We start from the raw sequence: 22,285 nt of genomic DNA on the forward strand, positions 1-22,285 counted from the left end.
CGGAGCGGGTATAGAGGTGGCATGGACGCAACGTTCTGGCTGACCGTCGCCGCGATCGTCGCCCTCGGGCTGGCCGCGGCCGCGGCCGTGCTGCTCGTACGGGTCTTCAAAGCGCGGCGGCTGCTGCTCGACTCGGGGATCCCGCTGCGCGACAAGGCACTGTTCTGGATCGCCGTGGTCTACACCGTCTCGCCGGTGGACCTCATCCCCGACCCGGTGTACCTGGACGACATCGGGGTGCTGCTGCTGGCGCTGCGCTCGCTGCACGCCGCCGCGGCGGCGGCCCGCCCGCTCGTGCAGGCCCCGGCGATCCCGCCGCACCTCACCGCACGCCGCGCGGGCGGAACTGAACGCTGACGCGGGGGCCGACGGCGCGGGCCGATTTGGGGACCGCGTGCTCCATCGTGCGCTGGCAGGAGCCGCCCATCACCACGAGGTCGCCGTGTCCCAGGGGCAGCCGGAGCAGGGTGGGGCCGCCGTCGCGGGGGCGGAACGCCAGGTCGCGCGGGTCGCCGACGGAGACGATCGCGACCATCGTGTCCTCGGTCGAGGAGCGGCCGGTGCGGTCGCCGTGCCAGGCGACGCTGTCCCGGCCGTCGCGGTAGAGGCAGAGTCCGGCGGTGACGAAGGGCTCGCCGAGCTCGGCGGCGTAGTGCCGGGTCAGCGCCTCCCGGGCCTCGGTGAGCACGGGGTGCGGCAGGGGCTCGCCCTCGCCGTAGAAGGCGAGCAGCCGCGGTACGTCGACCTCCCGCTCGTACATCTGCCGCCGCTCGGCCCGCCACGGGACGTCGGCGGCCAGCCGCTCGAACAGCGCGTCCGCCCCGGACAGCCAGCCGGGCAGGTGGTCGACCCAGGCCCCGGCCCCGAACCCCAGATCCGTGCGCCGCAGGCCCGACAGCGGCCCGAGCCGGATCTCGTCGGTCTGGTCGAAGAGGGAGCCCTGGAGTGCGTGCATGCCATCAGGATACGCCCCTATCCGAACACCTGCGCGAATATCCAGCGTGCTCGTGCGCGGGCCGTCGACTGCGGAAAACCACCTGGCAGGTCGCGGACAAGAGCGTTACGATCACCGCGATGACCACTCATTCACTTCACAGATCGGGGGTCCCATCCGCGCAAGGTGAGTGCTGATGCTCACTCACATCGCGAATGGGGATTCCCGCTTTTCCTTCTGGCTGCGCGTGCGCGAGTTCGCCGTGCCGCCGTCCATGATCGAGACTGCGACCGTACGCCGGACTGCCGGGGACTGGGCAGGGGCGTGTGCCGCCGCAGGCATCGACGTCGATTTCAATCCGCGTTCCGTGGCGCGTACCCACGGCCAGGAGACCGCCGCCCGGATCCGGGCCGATCTCCGCCATCTGGCACCCGACCTGCTGCGCTGGCACATGCCGCGCATCGCTCCCGACGGGCTGCTGCGCCCCGGTCTGACCGTGTCCCTGGCTCGGTACGACGCCGCCGGGCATGACGGCGCGCGTCCGGTACACCTCGTGGCCCGGACCGTCCCCGCCTGGGCGGACGCCGGTCAGCGGATCAGTCTCGCGCTGTGGGACGGGCCCGGCCCCGGCGCGGCCCGCCGCTCCCTCCATCCGCACCTGCGTCCCAGCCCACGGTTCCGCCTCGACCTGCACCGTCACCTCTGGGACGCGCGCAGGGCCGGTGAACTGCGCGGCCGGTCCGGGGCCGACCGGGTGTCCGGCGACGGACCGGCCCTTCCGGAAGGGCAGTTGCTCCCGCCGGGGCACCGCTGCGCCGTGGACCGGTGGGCCGACGAGGCGGGGATCCTGCTCCGCGCCGAAGGGCGGGCCGGCGGCGCCGTCACCGTGCGGATCGGGGCCCGACACCGGCTGGTACTGGACCTGGGGCCGGACGGGGCTGCCCCGCCCGGCGTACGGACCTGGGCGGGCGCCGCTGATGAAGGTGCACCCGTGCTGCCCGACGCCGCGACATGGGTGCTGCCCGACCTGGAACTGCTGCGCACCGGGGCCATCGCGGCCGACCGGCTGCACCCGTTGGTCGCCTCGGCGCTCGTACCGGATCACGCGCCGGCCGGACCGCCCCGGGCTCCGGACCGGGCAGGGCAGCCGCGCATCGTGGAGTGCCGGGGAGCCCGGCACCGGATCGGTCTGCTCGACGGGGTGCTGGCGCCCTGGGACCACCACCCGGACGAGATCCGCCGCGAGGAGCTGCTGGTCGCGCTGACCGGCACTCCGCTCCCCTGCCTCCAGGCCATCGATGAGGCCCACCGTCGCCCCGACTGCCTCACCGGCGTCCGCGAACGCCTGGACCACGGCGACACCGCCGGTGCGCTGGCCGTCGTGGAAGGCCTGCTCGGCCCCGGCGCACTGCTGCGCGCCGGCGATCTGCGCGACGAGCTGGAGGCGGCCGCGCAACAGCGGATCACCTACGGGTTGTTCCGGGCAGGTCTGTCGGGGCCCGGCCCCGGCCGCATCCGCCCGGGCACCGGCCGGCCCCGGCACCACCGATCGCATCCGCGCAACACGACGGCCCGCTGAGCCGACCGCCCGGCCCGACCTGACCCGACCCGACCGCGTCTGCCCCGGGGACCGTCGTCCCCGCCACCCCCGTGAACCACGAACCCCCAAGGTGATCGAACATGCCCACGCCCATGCCTGCGCCCATGCCCGCGCCCATGCCCGCGTACGCCTCCCAGCTCGACGTCGCCGGCGAGTTGCTGGCCCTGCTGCGCGACTCCACCACCGAACCCCGCCCCGACGTACAACTGGAGGCCCTGACCCTGGCCGTGGCCGCCGACCTGCCCGTACTGCTGTGGGGTGAGCCGGGCATCGGCAAGACCGCGGCCCTGACGCAGCTCGCCGCATCCCTGGACCTGCCGCTGACCACCGTGATCGCCAGCGTGCACGAGCCGTCCGACTTCTCCGGCCTGCCCATCGTCGGAGACGACCCCGCGGTCCAGGGCGTCCCGATGGCCCCGCCGGACTGGGCCGTGCGACTCGTACGGGCCGGCCGCGGCCTGCTGTTCCTCGACGAGCTGTCCACCGCGCCGCCGGCCGTGCAAGCCGCCCTGCTCCGCCTCGTGCTGGAGCGGCGGATCGGGTCCCTGCAACTGCCGCCCGAGGTCCGGATCGTGGCCGCCGCCAATCCGCGGTCCTCCGCGGCCGACGGCTGGGAGCTGAGCCCGCCACTGGCCAACCGCTTCGTGCACCTCCAGTGGATCCACGACCACGAGGTCGTGGTGCGAGGCCTCGGCGGGACCTGGCCCAGGGCGACCCTGCCGCGGCTCGACCCCTCGATGCTGCCGCAGGCCGTGGACTTCGCCCGTCGCGCGGTGTGCGGGCTCCTCGCCGCGCGCCCCAAGCTCGTACACCAACTGCCCGGCAGCGAAGCCCGCCGGGGCGGCCCCTGGCCGTCGCCCCGCAGCTGGGAGACGGCGCTGCGCCTGACCGCCTTCGCCACCGCGGCCGGATCCTCCAGGGAAGTGCTGTCCCTGCTGGTCAGGGGCACCGTCGGGGACGGGCCCGGACTGGAGCTGCTGGCCGGCCTGGACCGGATGGACCTGCCCGATCCCGAGTCGCTGCTCGCCGACCCCGCCGGAGCCGAACTGCCCGAGCGCGGGGATCTGCGCCAGGCCGTGCTCGACGGGGTGGTGGCGGCGGTGCGCACGCGCCCGGACAAATACCGCTGGGACGCGGCCTGGGCGGTGCTGGCCCGGGCCTTGGAGACCGGAGCCCCGGACCTGGTGGTCGTCCCCGCGACCACGCTCGCGGCGCTGCGCCGCGAGGACTGGGACGTACCGGCGTCGATCGACCGGCTCGCCGCGGCGGTGTCCCTGTCCCGGCGGGCCGACGCCGCGGCGGCCCGTACCTCGGTCGGCGCGGAGGCCGGACGATGACCGCCGTCGCCGTCGCCGCCGTCGCACCGGGGACGCTGGACCTCGACAAGCTCTTCGCCGCCCGGCTGTACGCCGTACGGGTCCGGCCCTACCTGGCGACGGCCCTGTTCGCCCTGCACACCGTGGAGTCACGGCGCGTGCCGACGATGGCCGTCGACCGGCACTGGCGGTGCTACGTCTCGCCCTCGTTCGTGGACCGTACGCCCGTGGAGGAACTGGCGGGGGTGTGGGTCCACGAGGTGTCGCACCTGCTGCGCGACCACCACGGGCGCGGCGACCGGGTCGCGCGGGAGCGCGGGCTGAGCGGCCCGGCGCAGCGGCTGCGGATGAACATCGCGGCGGACCTCGAGATCAACGACGACGCGTTCGGCGACGGGCTCGTCCTGCCCGAAGGCGCCGTCCGCCCGGCGTCCTTGGGGCTGCGCGAGGGCGAGCTCATGGAGGACTACCTGTGGCAGTTCGGCCTCGGGCCGAGTACGCAGCACCTGGCCTGGCTGGACTGCGGCAGCGGCGCCGACGGACTGGAGCGGGAGTGGGACCTGGGAGCGGACGGCGCGCACGGGCTCAGCGAACAGGAAAGGGACGCGGTGCGGTTCCGGGTGGCGCAGGGCATCACCGCCCGTCCGGGCGACGCACCCAAGGGGTGGAAGAGATGGGCGGAGGAGGCCTTCCACCCGCCGCAGCCCTGGCGGGAGTTGCTGGGGGCGGCGCTGCGTGCGGCGGCATCCGGCTCGGGGGCGGGCCAGGACTACACGTACGGCCGTCCCTCCCGGCGCTCGGCCGGGCTGCCCGGCATCGTGCTGCCGAGCCTGCGGCGCAGGCCGCCCCGGGTCTCGGTGATCATCGACACCTCGGCGTCGGTCAGCGACGCCGAGCTGGGCAGCGCACTCCTCGAGGTCGCCGCGATCTCCCGGGCCGTGGGCGGCCGCCGCGACCTGATCACGGTGGTGCCGTGTGACGCGGCGGCCCGCATCGTGCACCCGCTGTGCCGCGGCGAGGGCATCCCGCTGATGGGCGGCGGGGGTACGGACCTGCGTACGGGCTTCGCCGAGGCACTCCGATCGGGGCCCCGGCCGGACGTCATCGTGGTCCTGACCGACGGCCAGACCCCCTGGCCGGGTACGCGGCCCCCGTGCCGGACGGTGGTGGGCCTGTTCCCCCGGGGCCGGGCCGGCGGGTCGTGGGACGAGGACGACCCCGACTACGTGCCGGACTCGCCGCCCGAGTGGGCCCGGGTGGTCGACATCGGATCCTGACCTGCTGCCCGGTGAACCGACCCCGTGTTCGACCCGGTCGTGCCTGGAGCTACCTTCGTAGCCACCACCACAGGCCGGCCGGGGGAGACAGGCAGATGGACGAGCGGCTCGAAGCCGAAGGCGAGGTGGCGGTCGCCCGCCTGGCCATCGACAGCGGGGACCTGCGGCATGCGGCGAAGCACCTCGGCAACGCGCTGACCGCCGATCCCGGCTGCCCCGACGCCTACGAGGCCCTGGGCGAACTCGCCGCGACCGTGGGCGGGCCCGCCGCCGCCCTGGAACTGTTCCCCGCCGACGAGCCCTACATCGGATCGGTCGCCTGCGTCGCCCAGCTCCACGCGGCCGCCGGTCAGTGGGAGCCGGCCCTGTCCGCGCTGGCCGCGGTGATCGGCGCCGACCCCGAGCGCCCCTGGGCGCAGGTCGCCTGGCTGGCCGACCCCGGCCTGCCCGGCAGGCTCTCGCCCGACGCCGTCACCCAGGCCGTCGCCGGTCTCTCGCGTGCCCTGCCCGACCCGCTGCCCCCGCAGCTCCGTGACGGCATCCGGCCCTTCTACGCGCTGGTCAGAGCCGCCGTCGCCGCCCACCCCGGGCACACCCTGCTGCACGCGATGGCCTCCACGCTGGCCCGCCGCTTCGGCGACGTGTCCGACGCCGTCGCCTGGGCCGAGCGCGCGCGACGCCTCGAGCCTGGCCACTGGCAGGCCGTCATCCTCGGCACCGCGCTGCTCGCCGCCGGACGCCACGAGGACGCCCTGGCCGTGTGGGAGGAGGAGATCGCCCGCGACCCCTCGGACCTGGACCTGTACGTGGACGTCGCCGAGCTGTACGGGAAGACCGGCCGCCCCGCCGAGGGCCTGGCCTGGCTCGACCGAGCCCTGGCCGCGGAACCGGGCCACCCCAAGGCCGCCCCGGCCGCACTCGCCCTGCGCCACGCCGTCGACGGCGGTACGAGGCACCTGCTGGCCCTCTGCGACCACCTGCGCGCCCACCCCGACCACGGCTACGCGGCGCACCTGCTGGGCGGGCTCTGCGCGAACCAGCCGTGGCTCGGACACGTGCACCCCGCCTTCGAGGCGAGCGTGAACGCGCTGCACCAGATGCTCGCCGCCCCCGGGAGCGCCCGCGACCACGAGATCGAGCTGCTCGGCTCCGCCCTGGAGGCGCCCAGTACGCGCCTTGCCGTGCGCATGGGCTTCCCGCGCTCGAAGCTCGACTACCAGTCCGTACACGCGCCCGACCCCCGGCTCGCGCAGTACGGGGTCGACACGGTCCTGTGGCGGTTCGAGGGCTCTGACGGCCTCGAGGGCCGCCCGGCCGTCGCCCCGCCGACGCCGGCGGCCGCGGAACTCATGCGCCAGGTCGCCTCGTTGAGCTGGTCGGCGCCGAATGCCGCGTACGACCACGCCGTGCGGCTCGCCGGCCTGTCCGCGGAGGACCTGCTGGCCGTGTGCGTCCACCCGCCGCTGCCCCGGGAGGACGAGCAGGGGGCGTACCTGCTGGGCCGGCAGCCCGAGATGTGGGTACGGGCCGTACAGACCTTCGCCTGCCTGGGCCTGGCCCACCACCGCGCGGACGAGCCCTGGCAGGACTCCCGGCGCAGGGCCCTGCTCCTGGACCTGCTCTACGGCCCTGAGGACTGGACGAACGAGGCCGCGGGCTTCGCCCTCCTCGCCACCGCCTGGGCCGACCCCACGACCCGCGAGGACATCGGAGCCCGCCTGGTCGACCGCATGATGGCGGTGGGCAAGGCCTGGCAGGACCGCGACGCGACGATCCTCGCCTCGCTCTGCCACCTCGTCCTGGCCTGCCCGTGGCTCCAGGAGACCTTCCTCGACCTGGCCACGAAGATGCTGGCCGCGGCCACGGACCACCACGCGCAGCCCGCGCCGGACGAAGCGGAACGCCGAGCGGACATCACGTCCGCCCTGGCCGCCCGCCGCGCGGCGCAGCCCCCGAAGCCCCGCTCCCTCCTCACCCGCCTCTTCGGCCGCACCCGCTGAACCCACTGAACCCCGGTGGGCGCGCGGCCTGGTTGTAGCGGGGGGCCGGGGTCGCTACGCTCGCGGCAGAAAGCGGCTTCCGTGTGCGTTCGCCGAGCTTGAGGAAGCGGGGACGGATGGCTTCCGGGGTCACTCTTGCCGTCGTTGGTGCCGGGGATCGCGGGGTCTGGCACGCCCGTTGGGCTCTCGCGCATCCGCAGCGGGCCCGCGTCGTCGCGGTGGCCGAGCCGCGGAAGGTCCGGCGGGAGAGGTTCGCGGCCGAACACGGGCTGGACGCCGGGGCGGTGGTGGACGACTGGCGGGTGCTGGCGTCCCGGGGCCGCGTCGCGGACGCGGTGCTGATCTGCACCCTGGACCGCGAACATCTGGAGCCTGTACTGGCGTTCGCCGCGCTCGGCTACCACATCATGCTCGAGAAGCCGATGGCGCTGACCGAGGACGAATGCCGGCGCATCGTGGCCGCCGTGGAGGACGCCGGAGTGATCCTCGCCGTCGGCCACGTCCTGCGCTACACCCCCTACACGCAGGCCCTGAAGCGCGTGGTCGACTCCGGCCGGATCGGCGAAGTCGTCAGCGTGCAGCACCTGGAGCCGGTCGGCTTCTGGCACCAGGCTCACTCGTTCGTACGGGGCAACTGGCGTCGCGAGGACCAGGCGACCACCATGCTGATGGCGAAGTCCTGCCACGACCTGGACTGGTTGCAGTACGTGCTGGGCCGGCCGCCCGTGCGCGTCTCCAGCTTCGGGCGCCTCTCGCACTTCCGGTCGGAGAACAGGCCCGCGGGCGCCGCCGACCGGTGCCTGGACTGTGCGGTGGAGACCGGTTGCCCCTACTCCGCCCGGCGCGACTACGGCGACCGGCTGGCCGGGGGGCGGCACGGCTGGCCGCTCAGCGTGGTGGTCGACGAGTTCACGCCGCAGGCCCTGGAGACCGCGCTGCGCGAAGGCCCGTACGGGCGCTGCGTGTACGCCTGCGACAACGACGTGGTCGACCACCAGGTGGTGGCCATGGAGTTCGACTCGGGGGCCACCGCCACCTTCACCATGACCGCCTTCACCGAGCAGGCGGACCGCCAGACCCGCATCTTCGGCACGCGCGGCGAGCTGCGAGGGGACGGCGCACGGCTCCGCGTCTACGACTTCCTGACCCGTACCGAGGAGGTCGTCGGTCCCGGTACGGAAGGCGCGATGGACGCCGCCGGGGGCCACGGGGGCGGGGACACCGGCCTGATGGACGCGTTCGTCGACGCCGTCGCCACCGGCGACCCCGGGCTGGTGAAATCCGGGCCCCGCGAATCCCTCACCAGCCATCTGACGGTGCTGGCCGCCGAGCGCGCCCGGCGGAACAACACCGTGGAGACCTTGCGGCCGTGAGGGGCGAGAGGGGCGAGAGGGGCGAGAGCGATTGATGCGATCGCTTCGGGGGCTCAGGCCGTGTGGTTCAGGTCCTCGCGGCGGACCGCGTGCATGAAGGGCAGGCCGGCGGCGTAGCGGGCGATCTCCTCGATCGCGGAGCCGGCCATCCGGTGGAGTTCGTTGCCGAGGGAGCCGGCGATGTGTGGCGTGAGCAGCACGTTGGGCAGGTCGTAGAGGGGGGAGTCGGCCGGCAGGATCTCCGGATCGGTGACGTCGATGACCGCGTGCAGCCGGCCGGAGGCCAACTCGTCGGTGACCGCGGCCCCGTCGACCAGCGAGCCGCGCGCCGTGTTGATCAGCGTGGCGCCGTCGCGCATCAGTGCGAGGCGCCGACGGTCGATCATCGCCCGCGTCTCGGGCAGCGCCGGTGCGTGCAGGCTGACCACGTCGGAGATCCGGCACAGTTCGTCGAGCCCGACCCGGCGGGTGCCGAGAGCCGTGGCCTGATGGTCGCTCAGGTACGGGTCGTACACGAGGAGTTCGAGATCATACGGGCGCAGCAGCTCGATCACCCGGCGCCCGATGCGGGAGGCCCCGACGATGCCCACGATCCGGCGGTAGTTGCCCGCGTGCCCGTACCGCTGATGCCAGTCGTGGTGACGGCCGCGGACGCTGCGGTACTCCTCGCGCAGCTGCATCACGCACTTGTTGGCGAGGAGGACCATGGCGACGGTGTACTCGGCCACGGGTACGGAGTTGGCCGGCGCGGCTGAGGAGACGGTGATGCCGCGGTCCCAACAGGCTTCGGTGACGAAGTCTTTGACGGAACCGGCGGCGTGCACGACGGCCTTGAGGCGGGGCGCGGCCGCGAGTGCGCGGGCGTCTACGGCCGGGGCTCCCCAGAAGGTGAGCAGCACCTCGGCCTGCGCCAGCGCCGCCGCCACCTCGGGTCTGGCGAAGTCGTCGGCGACGAGCTCGACGTCGAGTTCGGCGACCTCCTGGAGCCGGCGGGCGCTCGCGTCGTCCAGCAGGCGGGGAAGGAGCTCGGGGTCCATCGCGAGCAGGGCTCGCGGGCGGCGCACAGGCATCTGGGGCTCCTTGCGGCTGAGTGAGGCTCCGCTGACTCTATGAGCCTCCGTCTGCCGTCCGGATCCGTGCCCGTGACCGGCTGCTCAAGCGCCGATGACGGGGGTGTACCGATCCGCTGTGCAGCCCGGTCGGGAAGAGCCGGCCGAGGTGTCCGGTTGCCCTGCGGGCCGGACGGCAGCACGTGGTGCCCTTGGTGCGGAGGAGCGCCGGCCGCGCGATGGCGGGGGGTGCCACCGCGCGGCTCGGGCTCGCTCGGGAATCCGCGCCGCTCACCGCCGCGGACCCCGTGACCACGCGTATGGCCACTCTCCGTCGACCCAAACGGTCGAAGCTCACTCTTTCTCGAAAGCGAGCCGTCGATTCCGTGCGCAGGGGGGTGGCGCCTCGGGTCTCTGGGCAGGTGCGCCGTCGAAGGAGGTTCCTCCGCATCCTGCGCCACTGGAGCGGAAGGGCCACGGTTCCGATCGATCGAAGGGGTTGTTTCGCATGACGGAGAACGTGTGGACCTACCGCGCCGGCGTCGACTACCTGGCGGCCGACCTGACCGGCTACGGGGTCGAGGCGCTCGACGGCGGCATCGGCAAGGTCGACAAGCACTCCGACGACGTCACGGACGCCTATCTGGTGGTCGACACCGGCGTGTGGATCCTCGGCAAGGAGGTCCTGCTGCCGGCCGGCGTGGTGACCCGCATCGACCACGCGGCGGAAAAGGTCTATGTGGACCGTACGAAGGAGCAGGTCGAGGCCGCTCCGGAGTTCCATCGGGACGTGCACCTCGGGAACGCGGGCCATCGCGAGGCCCTGGGCACGCACTACCTCTCCGGCATGCCGTTCGGCGTCCCGCCCGCCTGACCGCGGCGCCCGCCCGCCAGCCCGTGCGGGCGGGCGGGCGCCTCGGTCGCCTGGATGTCAGCGGGCCAGGAACTCGTCGAGGAGCTTGTCGACGTCGAGGAACTCCTCCCCCGCGCCGGTGATGGCGTACGTCTGCTCCAGGAAGCCCGTGAGCACCCGGGCCTCCACGAACAGGACGGCGTTGCCTTCCGTCTCGGCGGCGGGGCCTCGCAGGGCGATGCGGAGCTCGTCGGCGCCGGCTGCCCGGTGAGGGCTGAAGGTGACGTCTCCCTCGCCCACCGGGCGGTGGAGCCCCTCGGCAAGCATCTGCCGGTCGAAGTGCCAACGGGCCAGGACGGTGGGTCCGTCGAGGAACGCCGCTTGGACCACGTACGGGTCCTCGCCGTCGTACGAGAAACGGGCGAGGAGCGGCAGACGGCCCCTCGCCGCGTCGAGGCGGACAACGGTCAGAGCAGACACACAGGACATCGACAGGCCTCCGGGATGGGCTGCACGGCTGCACTCGTCTGCCCCGCTTCACCCTTGCCACACACGCCCGCACGAGGGAACCGCCCGGAAGGCCGCGGAACGCCCGCCTGTCGCCGCGGTGCGGGCTCCCCTACGGTCACAGTGAGCTACTGGGCGGCCGGCGGCCGGGGGGCCGGCATGTCCGCGTCCAGGGCTTCGTAGACCTGGGCCACGGCGTCCGGGGCGAGGTGGGTGGTGGCGGGGAGCCAGGTGTGGTCTTCGCTCGCGAGGGCCTCGCCGAGGAGGTCCCGGTGGGTCTCGGGCTTCCTGGCGTCCCAGCCGGTGACCTTCCGCGCGCAGCCGGCCGGCACCCCAGGCGCGCGCAGGAACGCCACCAGCACGTGTTCCACGTCCACGATGTGATGACCCGACGCCCGGGCCATGGCCGCCGCGTCCCGCAGGGTGTCCACCACGTCCTGCCCCAACACGACCTGCGCGTCCTTCGCGCCCTTGCGGCGGAGCAGGGCGGAGGTGAGGAGGTACGGGTAGAGGACGGCGCGGACGGCGAGCCTGCGCCAGAGGGGGAGGTCCTCCTCGAAGCCCCAGACCCCGAGCCGGACCATCAGGTCCCATCGGGTGACCCGGCGGCGTCCGGCCCCCGTCGGCTGCCCTGCCGCGTCGTCGACCAGCTCGATGACGCTCTCGCTCACGCGTCGGCGCCGGGCGGGGCCGAGGTGCGGGAGCGGCGTGAGGGGACCGAACGCGCCCATCGCGATGTGGCCCGCCCAGTGGACCGGAGCGCCCCGGGTCCCCGTGGCCCGCCAGGCGGCCAACTCCCGTAGCTGGACCTCCCGTAGCCCGTCGAGCAGCGGCCGGCGCCCGACCAGCTCCCGGACCAGCAGGGGGTCGATGACGCTGTCCTGGTCCTGCCCCTCCGCGCTGTCGACGGTCGGGTACGAGGTCACGACGAGGCGGTCGGAGCCCGCCCATAGCATCGCGGTTCCCAGGACCAGCCATTCACCGCTGACCGCCCCGCCGAGGTCGCCGCTGTCGCAGCACAGCATCAGCACCTGCCGTGGCATGGGGAAGCGCCCGGGTTCCGCGATGAGCATGCCCGCCGTGAGCACCCGCGCCGCCGCCTCGGGATCCTCCTCGTCGGCGCCGGTCGCGGGACGCAGGACGAGACCGCCCTTCAGCGGGGAGGGAACCCGCTCCACCGTGTGGCAGGCGATGACGGCGCTGCCCTCACCCTGGTCCCGCAACTCCCACAGCTTCGCCCCGAATCCGTCCAGGGAGACGTCCGTGGACGGGGTCAGCACGGTCACCTCGTCGGGCAGGTGCTCCAACAACGCCCGCGCTCCGGGCAGTTCGCCGTCCGGGTCCGGCTCCCCGAGGTCGGAACCGGGGTCGATGAGCGCGAGGGTCAGCGCGGGGGCCTCCGTGCGGCGGGACCGCGCGGACAGTGCGGCGAGGAGGCCGGCGGGAGGGGCGATCGCCATCGTGCAGCGTTCGACGAGCCGCAGGTCGTCCGGCCCGTCCTCGCCGGGCACCCCGACGGCCGCCCACGGTACGTTCGCCAGCCGGGCGGCGGGGGCGATCGCCAGGTGCAGCGGCGGGCCGTCCGCACGCAGGGCCCGTACCAGGCCGGCCGGCAGCAGCCGGCCCAGCCGCCGGGCCAGGGCGGCCTCGTCGTGCCGGGGTCCGACGAGCAGCGCACTGGCCAGGACGCGGTCCTCCCAGTCCCACGGCTCCTCGCCCGGGTACCGCACCGGCAGCGCGTCACGGAGATCAGACAGCGCGGAGGCCGGATCGGAGCCGGGCTCCAGCCCGAACGTGCCGCCCTGGACCGGTCCCGCCGGGGGAACCAGCGCCCAGTACACGAGCGAGTCCGTCGCCCAGGTGCTCCACCACCAGGTGCCCGGTCCGAGGACGGAGACGGCCAGGTCCTCCAGGGCGAAGGCGCGGGGCAGGTCCTGGGGCCGGTACCAGTGGGCCTCCTCCAGCCGAGACGTGCCGCGCACCCGGATGAAGGGGGCCGCGCTCCCGGCTGCGTCGAACGTACTGCCGTCGCCCCGCGGACCCAGCTGGAGACGGGCCGACTCGATCAGCTCGGCGAGGGTCGCCCAGTCCCGGCCCGCCGCCGCCTGCTCCATGGCCTGTTCGATCGCCCGGCCGAACACCCCCCACCAGCGCTGACGTTCGTCGGTGGTGTGCAGCTGGTGGCGGGTGGCGTTCAGGACGGCCAGTGCCTCGATGCGGCTGTGGAGCGCGGTGAGCCGGTACGCGGGCAGGTCCCCGAGCCGGTCGGCGAGCGTGCTCAGCGTCGCCGCCGCCTCGATCGGCCGGTCGAGGCGCATCAGCAGTTCGGCGGCCCCGCCGGAGGTGCCCAGCCCGCCGACCGTCTCCGGGGTGACCCCATCGGTGGTGAGGCTCGCCAGGTGGGCGACCGCCGCGCTGCGGACCATTTCCAGGCCGATGGGCCTGCCCGGGCCGAGCAGCCAGCGCTCGTTCTTGAAGCCGTACCCGTTGGCCTCTTCCGTGAGCGGCGCGGCCGTTCCGGCCAGGTAATAGGCGAGATGAGGGGTACGGGGCAGCGCTGCTTCGGCCGCAAGCCGCAGCAGGGTCAGGGCCGGGATCAACGTACGCCGGGTGATCTTCCGGGGGACGAGTTCGGCGATGTGGTCGGTGAGGTGCGGGCCCTCGTCGCGCAGCAGCGCCAGGCGGAGCCAGCCGGACAGCAGGTGCGGGCGCATCCGATCGGCCACGGGGCCCGGGACGCGGCGGATCGCCGCGAGGGCGTGTTCGGCGGCGTCCCGGTCCGACAGTTCCAGCGCGGCGTACAGGGCCACCAGCTCGTGCACGGCCGAACCCCGGCCGGTGTGTCCGTCCACCGCCCGCCGCGCGGCGCCGGGCGAGCCGTTCTGCACCAGCGCCCAGCCGCGCAGCGCCGCCACGGGCGGGGGCTCGGAGGGCTGCGCCGGGCCCAGCCGGTCCAGCGCGGACGCGGGATGCCCGAGGCGCAGCAGCCGGTGGGCCCGCAGCAGGTCCCGGCCGTCGCGGCGGAGCAGGTCCGTGAGCGGCGGCCGCGCCGCCGGTACGACGAAGGTGGGCAGTCGCTCCGCCCAGGCCGTCGCCCCCCAGGTCGCCAGACCGCAGAGCAGCGCGGCGAGGGCCCCGGCCAGGAGAGGCGCCAACGGCTGCCCCGGGGAGGTCCAGGAGGCGGTCGCCGGTACGAGCGCGGCCGTGAACAGCGCGAAACCGGGTAGCCGCCGTGCGCCGAAGACCCCGATGAGCAGGAACAGGATCCACTGTGCGGGCAGGCCCGCGGAGAGGACGGTCACGGGAACCACGCACAGGCACAGGAGGAGCAGCCCGCGCACCACCCGCCGGCGCACCGGGTACACGGCGACCGGCGCCAGCAGGTCCCTGGTGTGCGGTCCCGCGCGGTCGATCTCCTCGCCCGCCATCCGCACCTGCCGGGCCGCCCCCCACTCCCCCGCGCAGCTGATCACCGTCAGCAGCGCCGGGAGCAGGGCGATCACCACGGCCGAGCGGTGCAGGCCCAGTACCGCGGCCAGGACGGCCAGGCACCCGAGCCACGGCGCGCGCAGCCGCAGTTCGGCGGGAGAGACCAGCTCGCCCAGCGGCGGCTCGGGCTCGCGGCTGTCCCGGGAGGACACGGCGGCCGCGACCGCCACCGGCCAGGCCCAGAAGCTGCCTGCCCCGGCGGCGATCACCAGCAGCAGGGACACCGCGAGGGCCCGTACGCCGAGATGCGCGGCGACGGCTCCCCGCTTCCATCGCAGAGCCACCGTGGTGGGACCCCACTCCCACCCCGGGCTGGGGGTCTGTGCCGGGCTCTCGACCGCCAGCAGGTGCTGGTTCACGATCTCGCCGGAGTTCTCCAGCTCGCCCAGCCCGAAGGCCTCGGCCACGACGTCGATCCGGCTGAAGTCCTCGCCTTGGACGTGTGCGGCGGTGGCGGCGAGCGCCACCGCCAGGTGCTCGATGCCGACGAAGGCGTACCCGTACAGCCGCGCGACCGTGCCGGCGACCTCGACCACGTGGGCGAGTTCGTCGGGCGTGAAGGACCGGCCGGCCTGTCGCAGGGATCCGGGCGCCCCCTCCGGGAGGACCACGCACACCCGGGTCCAGGCGTCGGGGGCGAGCAGATCGAGGGCGCGGACGATCCGGTCGCGCTCGGGCAGCAGGATGCTCATGGAGTCCACGGCCGCGAGGAGTTGGCGCGCACTGTCGCCGAGGGGTGGAACGGGCTCGGTCAACGCCTCTCCCGGATGCCGTGGATGCCGAGGTGTCCAGAGTGGTGGAAGGTGCTCAAGGTGTCCGGAGCTGCCCGGAGCTGCCCAGAGCCGCCCAAAGCGGTCAGAGGTGCTGAACGGGCTCCCGAGCGAACTCCTCCCAGGACACGGAGGTCAGCTCCCGCGCGGCGGAGTCCGCCGCCCCCGGCCGCTCCCGCACCCGCAGGCGCCTCCCGCCGATCCCGACGCGCCGCATGGCGGCGGCCCGGAACAGCGGGGTGAGACCCCCTTGGGGGGTGATGACGTTGGCGGCCAGCCCCGAACTGGCCGAGGTGCCGACGCCCAGGCCCACCGCACCGCTCAGCGGAGCGGGCAGCGGCACCGACTCGGCGGTCACCTGGACCTCGACACTGGTCTCGGAGCTGCTGGAGACCAGGATGATGGCGGGGCCGGTCCGGACGAGTTCGGTCACCACCGCGTACTCGCCCCGCCAGCGCTTGGCCGCCGTCAGCTGCCGGATCGAGGCCTCCACGGACGGCAGGTCCCCGATCCGCTGCGCCTCGCACCGCACGGCCCGGAAGAAGGTCGCTTCCTTCCGGGTGAAGGTGACGGTGAGCACCAGTGTCGGATCGACGCCGAGGAGACCGGGCAGCCCCACCTCGGGACTCATCGAGGCCGAGACCCGGCCGGCCGAGGAATAGGTGAAGGTGCTCACCGGGCCGGTGGTGGAGGTGGGGAACGCGACGCCCAGTTCAGCGAGCGAGGTGACGGGGTCGAAACGGTGTCCGCGGATGACGCCGACGTCGCCGAGCCGGAGCTCCGTGTTGGGGGCCCAAGTGGCGAAGTAACCGAATTCCTTGTGCATTTCACGGGTGTACTGCTTGAAGACCGCCATGGTGCCACCGCCCCGGTCGTCCGTTCAGTGCACGCGATCGTAGCGGCCGAAAGCGACCCCCGGGGGCCGATTGTTGGTTAGGGTGACAAGGACAGGCGGGTGTACGCGGGGCAGTTGTGGTCGCGGGAGGGTGGGCCGAACACGACGGGGGGCTCGCGTTGGATCGCCTGGCCGGAGCAGACCTGGAAGTCGGCCTGACCGGCCGGACGGCGCCCGCGGTGCTGCCGCCGTCGCTGCGCGCGTGGCTCGGGCTGATCGCGGCCCTCGCCACGCTGATGGTCGTCGTACTCGGGGTCCTGTACGCCGGCCACAGCCGGCCCGGCACGGTGGACGTGTGGATCCAGTCGGCGGTGGACGGTGTGCGGCCGCCATGGCGGAACGTCGCTCTGGCCCTGGACTTCTCGGGGGAGCCCGCCGGAGCGGCGACGCTGGTCGTGGCTACCGTGTCGGGCTGCCTGCTGCTTCGGCGTCCTCGCGCAGCGGTGCTCGTCGTGGTCGGCGTCGGCATGACCGTGGGAGCGGCGACGCTGCTCAAGCACCTGGTGGGGCGCACCATCCACGGCGGGTACCTGTCCTACCCGAGCGGGCACACCGCCTTCCTCACCGCACTCGCCCTCGTGGTGGCGCTGCTCGCGACCGGCCGGCTCGGCCTTGGCAGGACGGCCGGCACGCTGCTCGTGCTCGCCGCGGCGCTGGTTGCCGGCGCCGCCATGGGCTGGGCGCAGGTCGCCCTGGGCGCGCACTACCCGACCGACGCCCTCGGTGGCTGGTGCACCGCGCTGGCGGTGACACCGGCGACCGCGTGGCTGGTCGACCGAATGGCCGACCGGCTGGTCGACCAGAAGGCCGACGCCGGTCGGCGGGAGCGCCGCTGACGTCACGTCACGTCATGCCAAGCGGCGGAATACGGGCTTCACCGGCCGCCCGGCCATCCAGGGGGCGGGGTCGGCGGCGTCCAGCGCTTTCCGGTACACCGCACACGCCTGGGCCACCACGTCGACGGTGCGGTCGATGTCGGCGTCGCCGAGCGCGCTGCTCACCACGAACGACGGCGCCAATACTCCGCCCGCGAGGAGCCGGCGCAGGAACAGGGTGCGGTACCGCTGCGACGGCTGCCGGTTCTCGTCGAGGGTGGCGAAGACCAGGTTGCTGGCCCGGCCCCGCACCACGATGTGGTCGCCGACGCCCGCGCCGGCCGCGGCCTCGCGGACACCCGCGGCCAACCGCTCGCCGAGGGCGTGCAGCCGCGCGGTGACGCCCTCCTCGGCATAGGTGGTCTGCACGGCCATCGCGGCGGCCAGCGAATGCGTTTCCGCACCGTGCGTGGTGGACAGCAGGAACACCCGGTCGCCGGAGTGACGCAGCCCGCCCCGCTCCATCAGGTCGCGCCGCCCGGCCAGCGCGGAGACGGCGAACCCGTTGCCCAGCGCCTTGCCGAACGTGGAGAGGTCGGGGACGACGCCGTACAGGCCCTGGGCGCCCGCCTCGGACCAGCGGAAGCCGGTGATCATCTCGTCGAAGATCAGTACGCAGCCGTGCCGGTCGGCCAGTTCGCGGAGGCCGGCGAGGTACCCGGGCGGCGGCTCGGTGTGGCCGGCAGGTTCGAGGATCAGGCAGGCGACCTCGTCCTGGTAGCGGGTGAGCAGCTCCTGAGTGGCGGCCAGGTCCCCGTAGGGGAACGCCACGGTGAGTTCGGTGGTCGCCGCCGGAACACCGGCGGACATCGGCGTGGTGCCGATGAACCAGTCGTCGACGGAGAAGAACGGATGGTCGCCGCAGATGGCCACCCGCGGGCGCCCGGTGACGGCGCGGGCGAGACGCACCGCGGCGGTGGTGACGTCGGAGCCGTTCTTCGCGAACTTCACCATTTCGGCGGTCGGCACGGTGGCCAGGAAGCGTTCCGCGGCCTCCACCTCCACGATGGACGGCCGGACGAAGTTGCTGCCGCGGTCGAGTTCCCGCCGCACCGCCTCGAGCACGCGCGGGTGGGCGTGGCCGAGGCTGACCGACCGCAGGCCGGAGCCGTACTCGACGTAGCGGTTGCCGTCGACGTCCCAGACGTGGGCACCGCGGCCGTGGCTGATGACCGGGGCCAGGTCTTCGGGGTACTGGTCGTCGCCCTTGGCGTAGGTGTGCGCGCCCCCGGGGATCATGGCGTGCAGCCGCTCGTTGGCCAGCCGCGATCGGGGCAGGAGGAACTCCTCGGCATCCACCGTGACTTCACCCCTCCCTTTGCCGCAGGACCTCGGCCAGTCCGGGTGCCTTCCGGTCCCGCTCGGACATCGAAATGACCGGCAGCGGCCAGGGGATGGCGAGCTCCGGGTCGTCGAAGGCGATCGTGACGTCCTCGGCAGGATCGTGCGGACGGTCGATGCGGTACGAGACGTCGGCGGTCTCGGTCAGCGCCTGGAAGCCGTGCGCGCACCCCGCCGGGAGGTACAGGGTCACCTGCGTCTCGCCGGACAGGTCGAAGAAGGCCTGGTTGCGGTAGGTCGGCGAGCCGGGCCGCAGGTCCACCACGACGTCGAAGACCTTCCCGTACGAGCACCGCACCAGCTTGGCCTCGCCGGCACCCGAGCGCAGGTGCATGCCGCGCAGCACGCCCCGGACCGAGCGGGACACGCTGTCCTGGACGAAGGCGTCCGGGTCGAGGCCCACCGAGCGGAGCACGTCGGCGTCGAAGGTGCGGCAGAAGAAGCCGCGCTCGTCGGCGTACGGCGTCGGTTCGAACAGGTACGCCCCGGCGATCGCCGGGACTTCGGTGGCCTTCATGGGGTCTCCCGCAGGGCGTGGGTGTGGTCGGCCGCCGGGAAGAGGGCCGTGGTCAGGGCGGTGAACTGGTGCTCCAGGTGCCGCACGGCGGCCCGGTTTTGCTCGGCGAGGGTCTGTCGCAGCTCCGCCGATCGTTTCTCCAGCGCCCGGAACTGCTCGAGCAGCCGGTCGGCGTCGACCTCGCGAGCCGGGTGGCAGTACGCGGCAAGGCCCATCCGGGCCATGAGCGCGTCGCTCTTCGCCGCATAGCTGAGTGCGAGGACCGGTGTGCCGACCTTCAGCGCGCTGATCAGGTTGTGGTAGCGGACGGCCACCGCCGTGTCGACCGCCGCCATCTCCTTCATCAGGTCGGCCAGCGAGGACGTCTCGGCGGCGGTGACCAGCGGCGAGTCCACCGCGTCGACGATCGCGGCGACCACCGGCGCGTCGACCCGGTCGCCGGTGAGCAGCCGGACCGGCCTGCCCTCCTCGACCAGCGCGCGGACGAAGCGGATCGTTCCGTCGAGGTAGCGCCGGTGGATCTCCTCGGCCCGGGCTCGGTCGTCGTTGCCGCCGTGGAAGGCCATGACGCCGACGCACACCGGACCCGGCGGGCCCGCCGGACCGGAGGGCGCGCCCGCCGACGGCGTCGGCAGGGAGAAGGCGAGGTCCGGGTAGACCTCGTCGCGCGCGGTGTCCACGCCCATCGCCCGCATCGCGTCGCGGGACGGGGCGTCCCGGTACGACCGGTACGTGGCCAGCCGCGCCGACCAGCGCACCAGGGCCCGGGTCGGCCGGTTGCCGATCGCGGCGGCGCCCACGCTGACCAGCGCGACCCGGGTGCCGAACAGCCGGCCGGATGCGCAGAGCAGGAACAGCGAGTACGGGAAGCCCCACGGCCGCAGCGGCAGCGTCGCCTCCAGGACGCCCATGCCCGGCACGATCACCACGTCGTGCCGGCGCACCCAGGCAGCGGTGCGGACGGCGTCGACGAGTTTGCCCAGACCCTTCGCCGCGACCGCGCCCGCCCGCGACGCGGTCCGGTACTCCCCGCGGTACCAGTGCAGCCGCGTCGCGGGGATCCCGTACCGGGCCGCGACGACCTCGGGTCCACCGCACAGCGCGTCCACGACCGCCTCCGGGTGCTCGGCGCGGAGGTAGCCGAGCACGGCCTCGAGCGACCCGTCGTTGCCGAGGTTGCCGGAGCCGAGCAGGCCGAACACGCCGACGCGCACCGGAGTTTCGTGTCCGTACGTCATGCCGGCCTCCCCTCACGGCCGGCCACGAGGGCGTCGACGGAGACAGTGAACTGGGCCGGGTCGACCGGGGCGCGGTCCTCGACCCGCTCGCCGGCGCCCGGCCGGACCCGGCTGGCCGCCCAAGCGGCCAGGTGGCGGTAGCAGGCGCGCCGGTCGGCCGTGGACAACGGCGCCCGCCGGACCGCCGAAACGAAGCCCCAGAGGTACTCGGCGAGCAGCCGGGGCGTCGGGTGCAGCGGGCCTGCCCGGAGCGGATCCAGGTTGACGCACCGCGAGCGCTTGCCGGGGTTCGCCCGCTCGGCGCGGGTGGGGTGGTCGCGGCGGAAGTACAGCAGCTCCGGCACCTGGTGGAAGGGCCCGTGCAGGGCGATCTCGGCGACGAACGTGCGGTCCGCGTGGTGGTAGCTGTCGAGCGGTTTCACCCGGCGCAGCACGTCGGCCCGCATCACCCCGTAGAAGTCGTCCCCACCGGGCTCGAACAGCAGACTGCGCAGCCGCTCCGGCGGGTGCGGAGAGTCGGTGGCGAGCCCGTACTCGTACGGGACCTTCACCTGGCCGGCGGCGTCGATGACCGCCTGGTCGGTGTGCGCGACGATCACGTCCGGCCGTTCGTCCAGCGCCTCCACGCAGCGCCGCAGCAGGTCCCGGGCGTACAGGTCGTCGTGGGAGGCCCACTTGAAGAGCTCGCCGTGGCACTCGGTGAACACATGGTTGTGGTTCGGCGAGGCGCCGATGTTCCGGGGCAGCCGGAGGTACCGGATGCGCGAGTCCCGCGCGGCGTACCGGCGGCAGATGTCCTGGGTCCCGTCGGTCGAGGCGTTGTCGGAGATGACCAGCTCGAAGTCCTCGTAGGTCTGGCCGAGCAGGGCGTCCAGCGACTCGGCCAGGTACTCCTCGCCGTTGTACACGGGCAGCCCGATGCTCAATCGGGGATGGGTGGTCATGGCGTCCTCACTTCGTGGATGGGGTTTTGGTGGTGCTCGCGCAGGGCGGAGCGCAGCTGCAGCCACCACACGGCCGAGCTGCTCAAGGTCGCGGCGGCGACACCCCAGGACGAGCCGACCGTGCCCGCCAGGACCGCCCCGCCGACACCGCCGCCGGCATAACAGGCGGAGGCGAACATCTGGCAGCGCAGGCTGCGCCGGGCCGCGCCGAGCGCGCGCAGCCCGGCCGCCGCCCCGGTGCCGAGGCTGGCGCCCGCGACGCCGAGGGTGGCCGGCAGGATGAGCTGCGAGGCAGCGGGCCAGACACCGCCGAGTACGAGCTCGCCGAGCCGGTCCGGGACCAGCAGCAGGGCAGCGCCCCACAGCAGCGCGGCGGCGGCCTGCCCGCCGCCGAGCAGGAGGCAGAACCTGCCCAACCGGTGCGAGGCCTGCCGCAGTACCCGGGCCGCCTCCGCGACGGTGACCAGCGACAGCCCCATCAACACCGCGAGGAACGGGCCGAGCAGCAGCTCGGCGCCCCGGACGGCACCCACCGAGGTGACCCCGACGATCGCGCCGAGCCCGTACGCGCGGACCTGGTACGCGCCGCTGAGGCCGACGTTCTCGGCCAGGTACCGGTAGCCGAGGTCACGCTGCTCGCGGAGCCACCCGCGGGCTCCGGTCATCCGGGGCCGGATGCCGGACTGGAGGCAGCCGTACGCCGCGGCCACCGCGGCGGACCCGCCCCAGGCGAACACGAAAGCGGCCACGCTGCCCACGCGGGCCGCCACCACCATGGCCGGGACGAGCGCGACGCCCCACACGAGGTCGTTGGTGAACGCCTTCCGCCCGGTACCGGCGGCGAAGAAGGAGTACCGCCAGGCGTCCTGCAGCAGCAGCCCCGGCAGCACGACGCCGAGGCAGGTCAGCGCGGGCCCCACGCTGCCGCCGAGGCCCAGCCCGACCGCCAGACACGCCGCGCCGAGAGCGACACCGACGCCGAGCGCGGTGCCCGAGGACCGGGCCACCGCCCCGCGCCAGGAGGCTTCCGGCACACCGCTGAAGCGCACCACGAGCGGGTCGGTGGCCAGCCCGCGGGAGACGTTGAGCACCACGCCGTAGGTCACCCAGGCCAGGCTGAACACGCCGAACGCGGTCGCCCCCAGCGAGCGTGCCACGTAGATCCCCACCGCGAAGTTGCTCATGCTGGAGGCCGCCTGGTCGGCCAGCCCCCAGGACAGCCGGCCGACCATGGCCCGCTTGGCGGTCCGCCGGGCGGCCTCGGGCGGGGCCGCCCGTACCGTCGCTTCGTCCCCCTCCGTGGTCAT

Annotated in this window: 18 protein-coding genes; 8 read left to right on the plus strand and 10 right to left on the minus strand. The window is 74.0% G+C overall.

Annotated features, from left to right (window positions below):
- Nucleotides 1-21: 21 nt before the first annotated feature.
- The gene (locus ACFWBF_RS05925; protein ID WP_385595826.1) at nt 22-357 is read left to right on the plus strand and encodes a YkvA family protein; all 336 of its coding nucleotides are present in this window, start codon (nt 22-24) and stop codon (nt 355-357) included.
- Here the strand turns inward: ACFWBF_RS05925 and ACFWBF_RS05930 are convergent.
- Complete coding sequence (locus ACFWBF_RS05930) at nt 323-955, minus strand: alpha-ketoglutarate-dependent dioxygenase AlkB (RefSeq protein ID WP_385595829.1); 633 nt, start codon at nt 953-955, stop codon at nt 323-325. The genes ACFWBF_RS05925 and ACFWBF_RS05930 overlap by 35 nt on opposite strands.
- A gap of 175 nt (nt 956-1,130) precedes the next feature.
- Here ACFWBF_RS05930 and ACFWBF_RS05935 point away from each other — a divergent pair, with 175 nt between their 5' ends.
- From ACFWBF_RS05935 to ACFWBF_RS05955, 5 genes are all read left to right on the plus strand, one after another.
- A complete protein-coding gene (locus ACFWBF_RS05935) occupies nt 1,131-2,513 on the plus strand; it encodes a hypothetical protein (RefSeq protein WP_385595832.1) in 1,383 nt (460 codons plus the stop codon).
- A gap of 101 nt (nt 2,514-2,614) precedes the next feature.
- Nucleotides 2,615-3,871 carry an AAA family ATPase gene (locus tag ACFWBF_RS05940; RefSeq protein ID WP_385595835.1) on the plus strand — a complete coding sequence of 419 codons (1,257 nt, stop codon included), beginning with the start codon at nt 2,615-2,617 and terminating at the stop codon, nt 3,869-3,871.
- Entirely contained in the window at nt 3,868-5,127 is a 1,260-nt protein-coding gene (locus ACFWBF_RS05945) for a VWA-like domain-containing protein (RefSeq protein ID WP_385595838.1), read from the plus strand. Before ACFWBF_RS05940 ends, ACFWBF_RS05945 begins: the two co-directional genes overlap by 4 nt.
- Nucleotides 5,128-5,222: 95 nt before the next feature.
- On the plus strand, nt 5,223-7,127 hold the full coding sequence (locus tag ACFWBF_RS05950) for a tetratricopeptide repeat protein (RefSeq protein ID WP_385595841.1): 1,905 nt from the start codon (nt 5,223-5,225) through the stop codon (nt 7,125-7,127).
- 116 nt (nt 7,128-7,243) lie between these two features.
- Nucleotides 7,244-8,500 (plus strand): Gfo/Idh/MocA family protein, encoded by a 1,257-nt coding sequence (locus ACFWBF_RS05955; RefSeq protein WP_385595844.1) that lies wholly within the window; start codon nt 7,244-7,246, stop codon nt 8,498-8,500.
- 53 nt (nt 8,501-8,553) lie between these two features.
- Here the strand turns inward: ACFWBF_RS05955 and ACFWBF_RS05960 are convergent, their stop codons facing one another.
- Nucleotides 8,554-9,570, minus strand: coding sequence for a hydroxyacid dehydrogenase (locus tag ACFWBF_RS05960; protein ID WP_385595847.1), 1,017 nt, complete (start codon nt 9,568-9,570; stop codon nt 8,554-8,556).
- A 487-nt stretch (nt 9,571-10,057) separates the two neighbouring features.
- Between ACFWBF_RS05960 and ACFWBF_RS05965 the strand changes: the two genes are divergently transcribed.
- Nucleotides 10,058-10,423: a PRC-barrel domain containing protein gene (locus ACFWBF_RS05965; protein WP_385595850.1), complete on the plus strand. Its 366-nt coding sequence runs from the start codon at nt 10,058-10,060 to the stop codon at nt 10,421-10,423.
- Nucleotides 10,424-10,480: 57 nt separating this feature from the next.
- Here ACFWBF_RS05965 and ACFWBF_RS05970 read toward each other — a convergent pair whose 3' ends face one another.
- From ACFWBF_RS05970 to ACFWBF_RS05980, 3 genes are all read right to left on the minus strand, one after another.
- Complete coding sequence (locus tag ACFWBF_RS05970) at nt 10,481-10,882, minus strand: SsgA family sporulation/cell division regulator (protein WP_385595853.1); 402 nt, start codon at nt 10,880-10,882, stop codon at nt 10,481-10,483.
- 155 nt (nt 10,883-11,037) lie between these two features.
- A complete protein-coding gene (locus tag ACFWBF_RS05975; RefSeq protein WP_385595856.1) occupies nt 11,038-15,153 on the minus strand; it encodes a Clp protease N-terminal domain-containing protein in 4,116 nt (1,371 codons plus the stop codon).
- A 100-nt stretch (nt 15,154-15,253) separates the two neighbouring features.
- Nucleotides 15,254-16,024, minus strand: coding sequence for a hypothetical protein (locus ACFWBF_RS05980; protein WP_385595859.1), 771 nt, complete (start codon nt 16,022-16,024; stop codon nt 15,254-15,256).
- A gap of 194 nt (nt 16,025-16,218) precedes the next feature.
- Between ACFWBF_RS05980 and ACFWBF_RS05985 the strand changes: the two genes are divergently transcribed.
- Nucleotides 16,219-16,899 carry a phosphatase PAP2 family protein gene (locus ACFWBF_RS05985; protein ID WP_385596118.1) on the plus strand — a complete coding sequence of 227 codons (681 nt, stop codon included), beginning with the start codon at nt 16,219-16,221 and terminating at the stop codon, nt 16,897-16,899.
- 12 nt (nt 16,900-16,911) lie between these two features.
- Here the strand turns inward: ACFWBF_RS05985 and ACFWBF_RS05990 are convergent, their stop codons facing one another.
- Genes ACFWBF_RS05990 through ACFWBF_RS06010 form a run of 5 tightly spaced genes read right to left on the minus strand, consistent with a single transcriptional unit; the run spans nt 16,912 to nt 22,285 of the window.
- A complete protein-coding gene (locus ACFWBF_RS05990; protein WP_385595862.1) occupies nt 16,912-18,237 on the minus strand; it encodes a glutamate-1-semialdehyde 2,1-aminomutase in 1,326 nt (441 codons plus the stop codon).
- A 7-nt stretch (nt 18,238-18,244) separates the two neighbouring features.
- Nucleotides 18,245-18,796, minus strand: a complete 552-nt coding sequence (locus ACFWBF_RS05995) for a dTDP-4-dehydrorhamnose 3,5-epimerase family protein (RefSeq protein ID WP_385595865.1) — start codon at nt 18,794-18,796, stop codon at nt 18,245-18,247.
- Nucleotides 18,793-20,034: a polysaccharide pyruvyl transferase family protein gene (locus tag ACFWBF_RS06000; RefSeq protein ID WP_385595867.1), complete on the minus strand. Its 1,242-nt coding sequence runs from the start codon at nt 20,032-20,034 to the stop codon at nt 18,793-18,795. The genes ACFWBF_RS05995 and ACFWBF_RS06000 overlap by 4 nt, the downstream gene beginning before the upstream one ends.
- A complete protein-coding gene (locus tag ACFWBF_RS06005) occupies nt 20,031-20,978 on the minus strand; it encodes a glycosyltransferase family 2 protein (RefSeq protein ID WP_385595869.1) in 948 nt (315 codons plus the stop codon). Before ACFWBF_RS06005 ends, ACFWBF_RS06000 begins: the two co-directional genes overlap by 4 nt.
- Entirely contained in the window at nt 20,975-22,285 is a 1,311-nt protein-coding gene (locus ACFWBF_RS06010; protein ID WP_385595871.1) for a hypothetical protein, read from the minus strand. The genes ACFWBF_RS06005 and ACFWBF_RS06010 overlap by 4 nt, the downstream gene beginning before the upstream one ends.

Source organism: Streptomyces sp. NPDC060028, from assembly GCF_042736725.1.
Classification (GTDB): Bacteria; Actinomycetota; Actinomycetes; order Streptomycetales; family Streptomycetaceae; genus Streptomyces.

Bases quoted from the DNA above. Each gene is read 5' to 3' on its own strand.
- ACFWBF_RS05930 (WP_385595829.1), bottom strand. From the start codon at position 955: ATGCACGCACTCCAGGGCTCCCTCTTCGACCAGACCGACGAGATCCGG.
- ACFWBF_RS05995 (WP_385595865.1), bottom strand. From the start codon at position 18,796: ATGAAGGCCACCGAAGTCCCGGCGATCGCCGGGGCGTACCTGTTCGAA.
- ACFWBF_RS05980 (WP_385595859.1), bottom strand. From the start codon at position 16,024: ATGGCGGTCTTCAAGCAGTACACCCGTGAAATGCACAAGGAATTCGGT.
- ACFWBF_RS06000 (WP_385595867.1), bottom strand. From the start codon at position 20,034: ATGACGTACGGACACGAAACTCCGGTGCGCGTCGGCGTGTTCGGCCTG.
- ACFWBF_RS05945 (WP_385595838.1), top strand. From the start codon at position 3,868: ATGACCGCCGTCGCCGTCGCCGCCGTCGCACCGGGGACGCTGGACCTC.
- ACFWBF_RS05960 (WP_385595847.1), bottom strand. From the start codon at position 9,570: ATGCCTGTGCGCCGCCCGCGAGCCCTGCTCGCGATGGACCCCGAGCTC.
- ACFWBF_RS05955 (WP_385595844.1), top strand. From the start codon at position 7,244: ATGGCTTCCGGGGTCACTCTTGCCGTCGTTGGTGCCGGGGATCGCGGG.
- ACFWBF_RS05965 (WP_385595850.1), top strand. From the start codon at position 10,058: ATGACGGAGAACGTGTGGACCTACCGCGCCGGCGTCGACTACCTGGCG.
- ACFWBF_RS05925 (WP_385595826.1), top strand. From the start codon at position 22: ATGGACGCAACGTTCTGGCTGACCGTCGCCGCGATCGTCGCCCTCGGG.
- ACFWBF_RS05950 (WP_385595841.1), top strand. From the start codon at position 5,223: ATGGACGAGCGGCTCGAAGCCGAAGGCGAGGTGGCGGTCGCCCGCCTG.
- ACFWBF_RS05935 (WP_385595832.1), top strand. From the start codon at position 1,131: ATGCTCACTCACATCGCGAATGGGGATTCCCGCTTTTCCTTCTGGCTG.
- ACFWBF_RS05940 (WP_385595835.1), top strand. From the start codon at position 2,615: ATGCCCACGCCCATGCCTGCGCCCATGCCCGCGCCCATGCCCGCGTAC.
- ACFWBF_RS06010 (WP_385595871.1), bottom strand. From the start codon at position 22,285: ATGACCACGGAGGGGGACGAAGCGACGGTACGGGCGGCCCCGCCCGAG.
- ACFWBF_RS06005 (WP_385595869.1), bottom strand. From the start codon at position 20,978: ATGACCACCCATCCCCGATTGAGCATCGGGCTGCCCGTGTACAACGGC.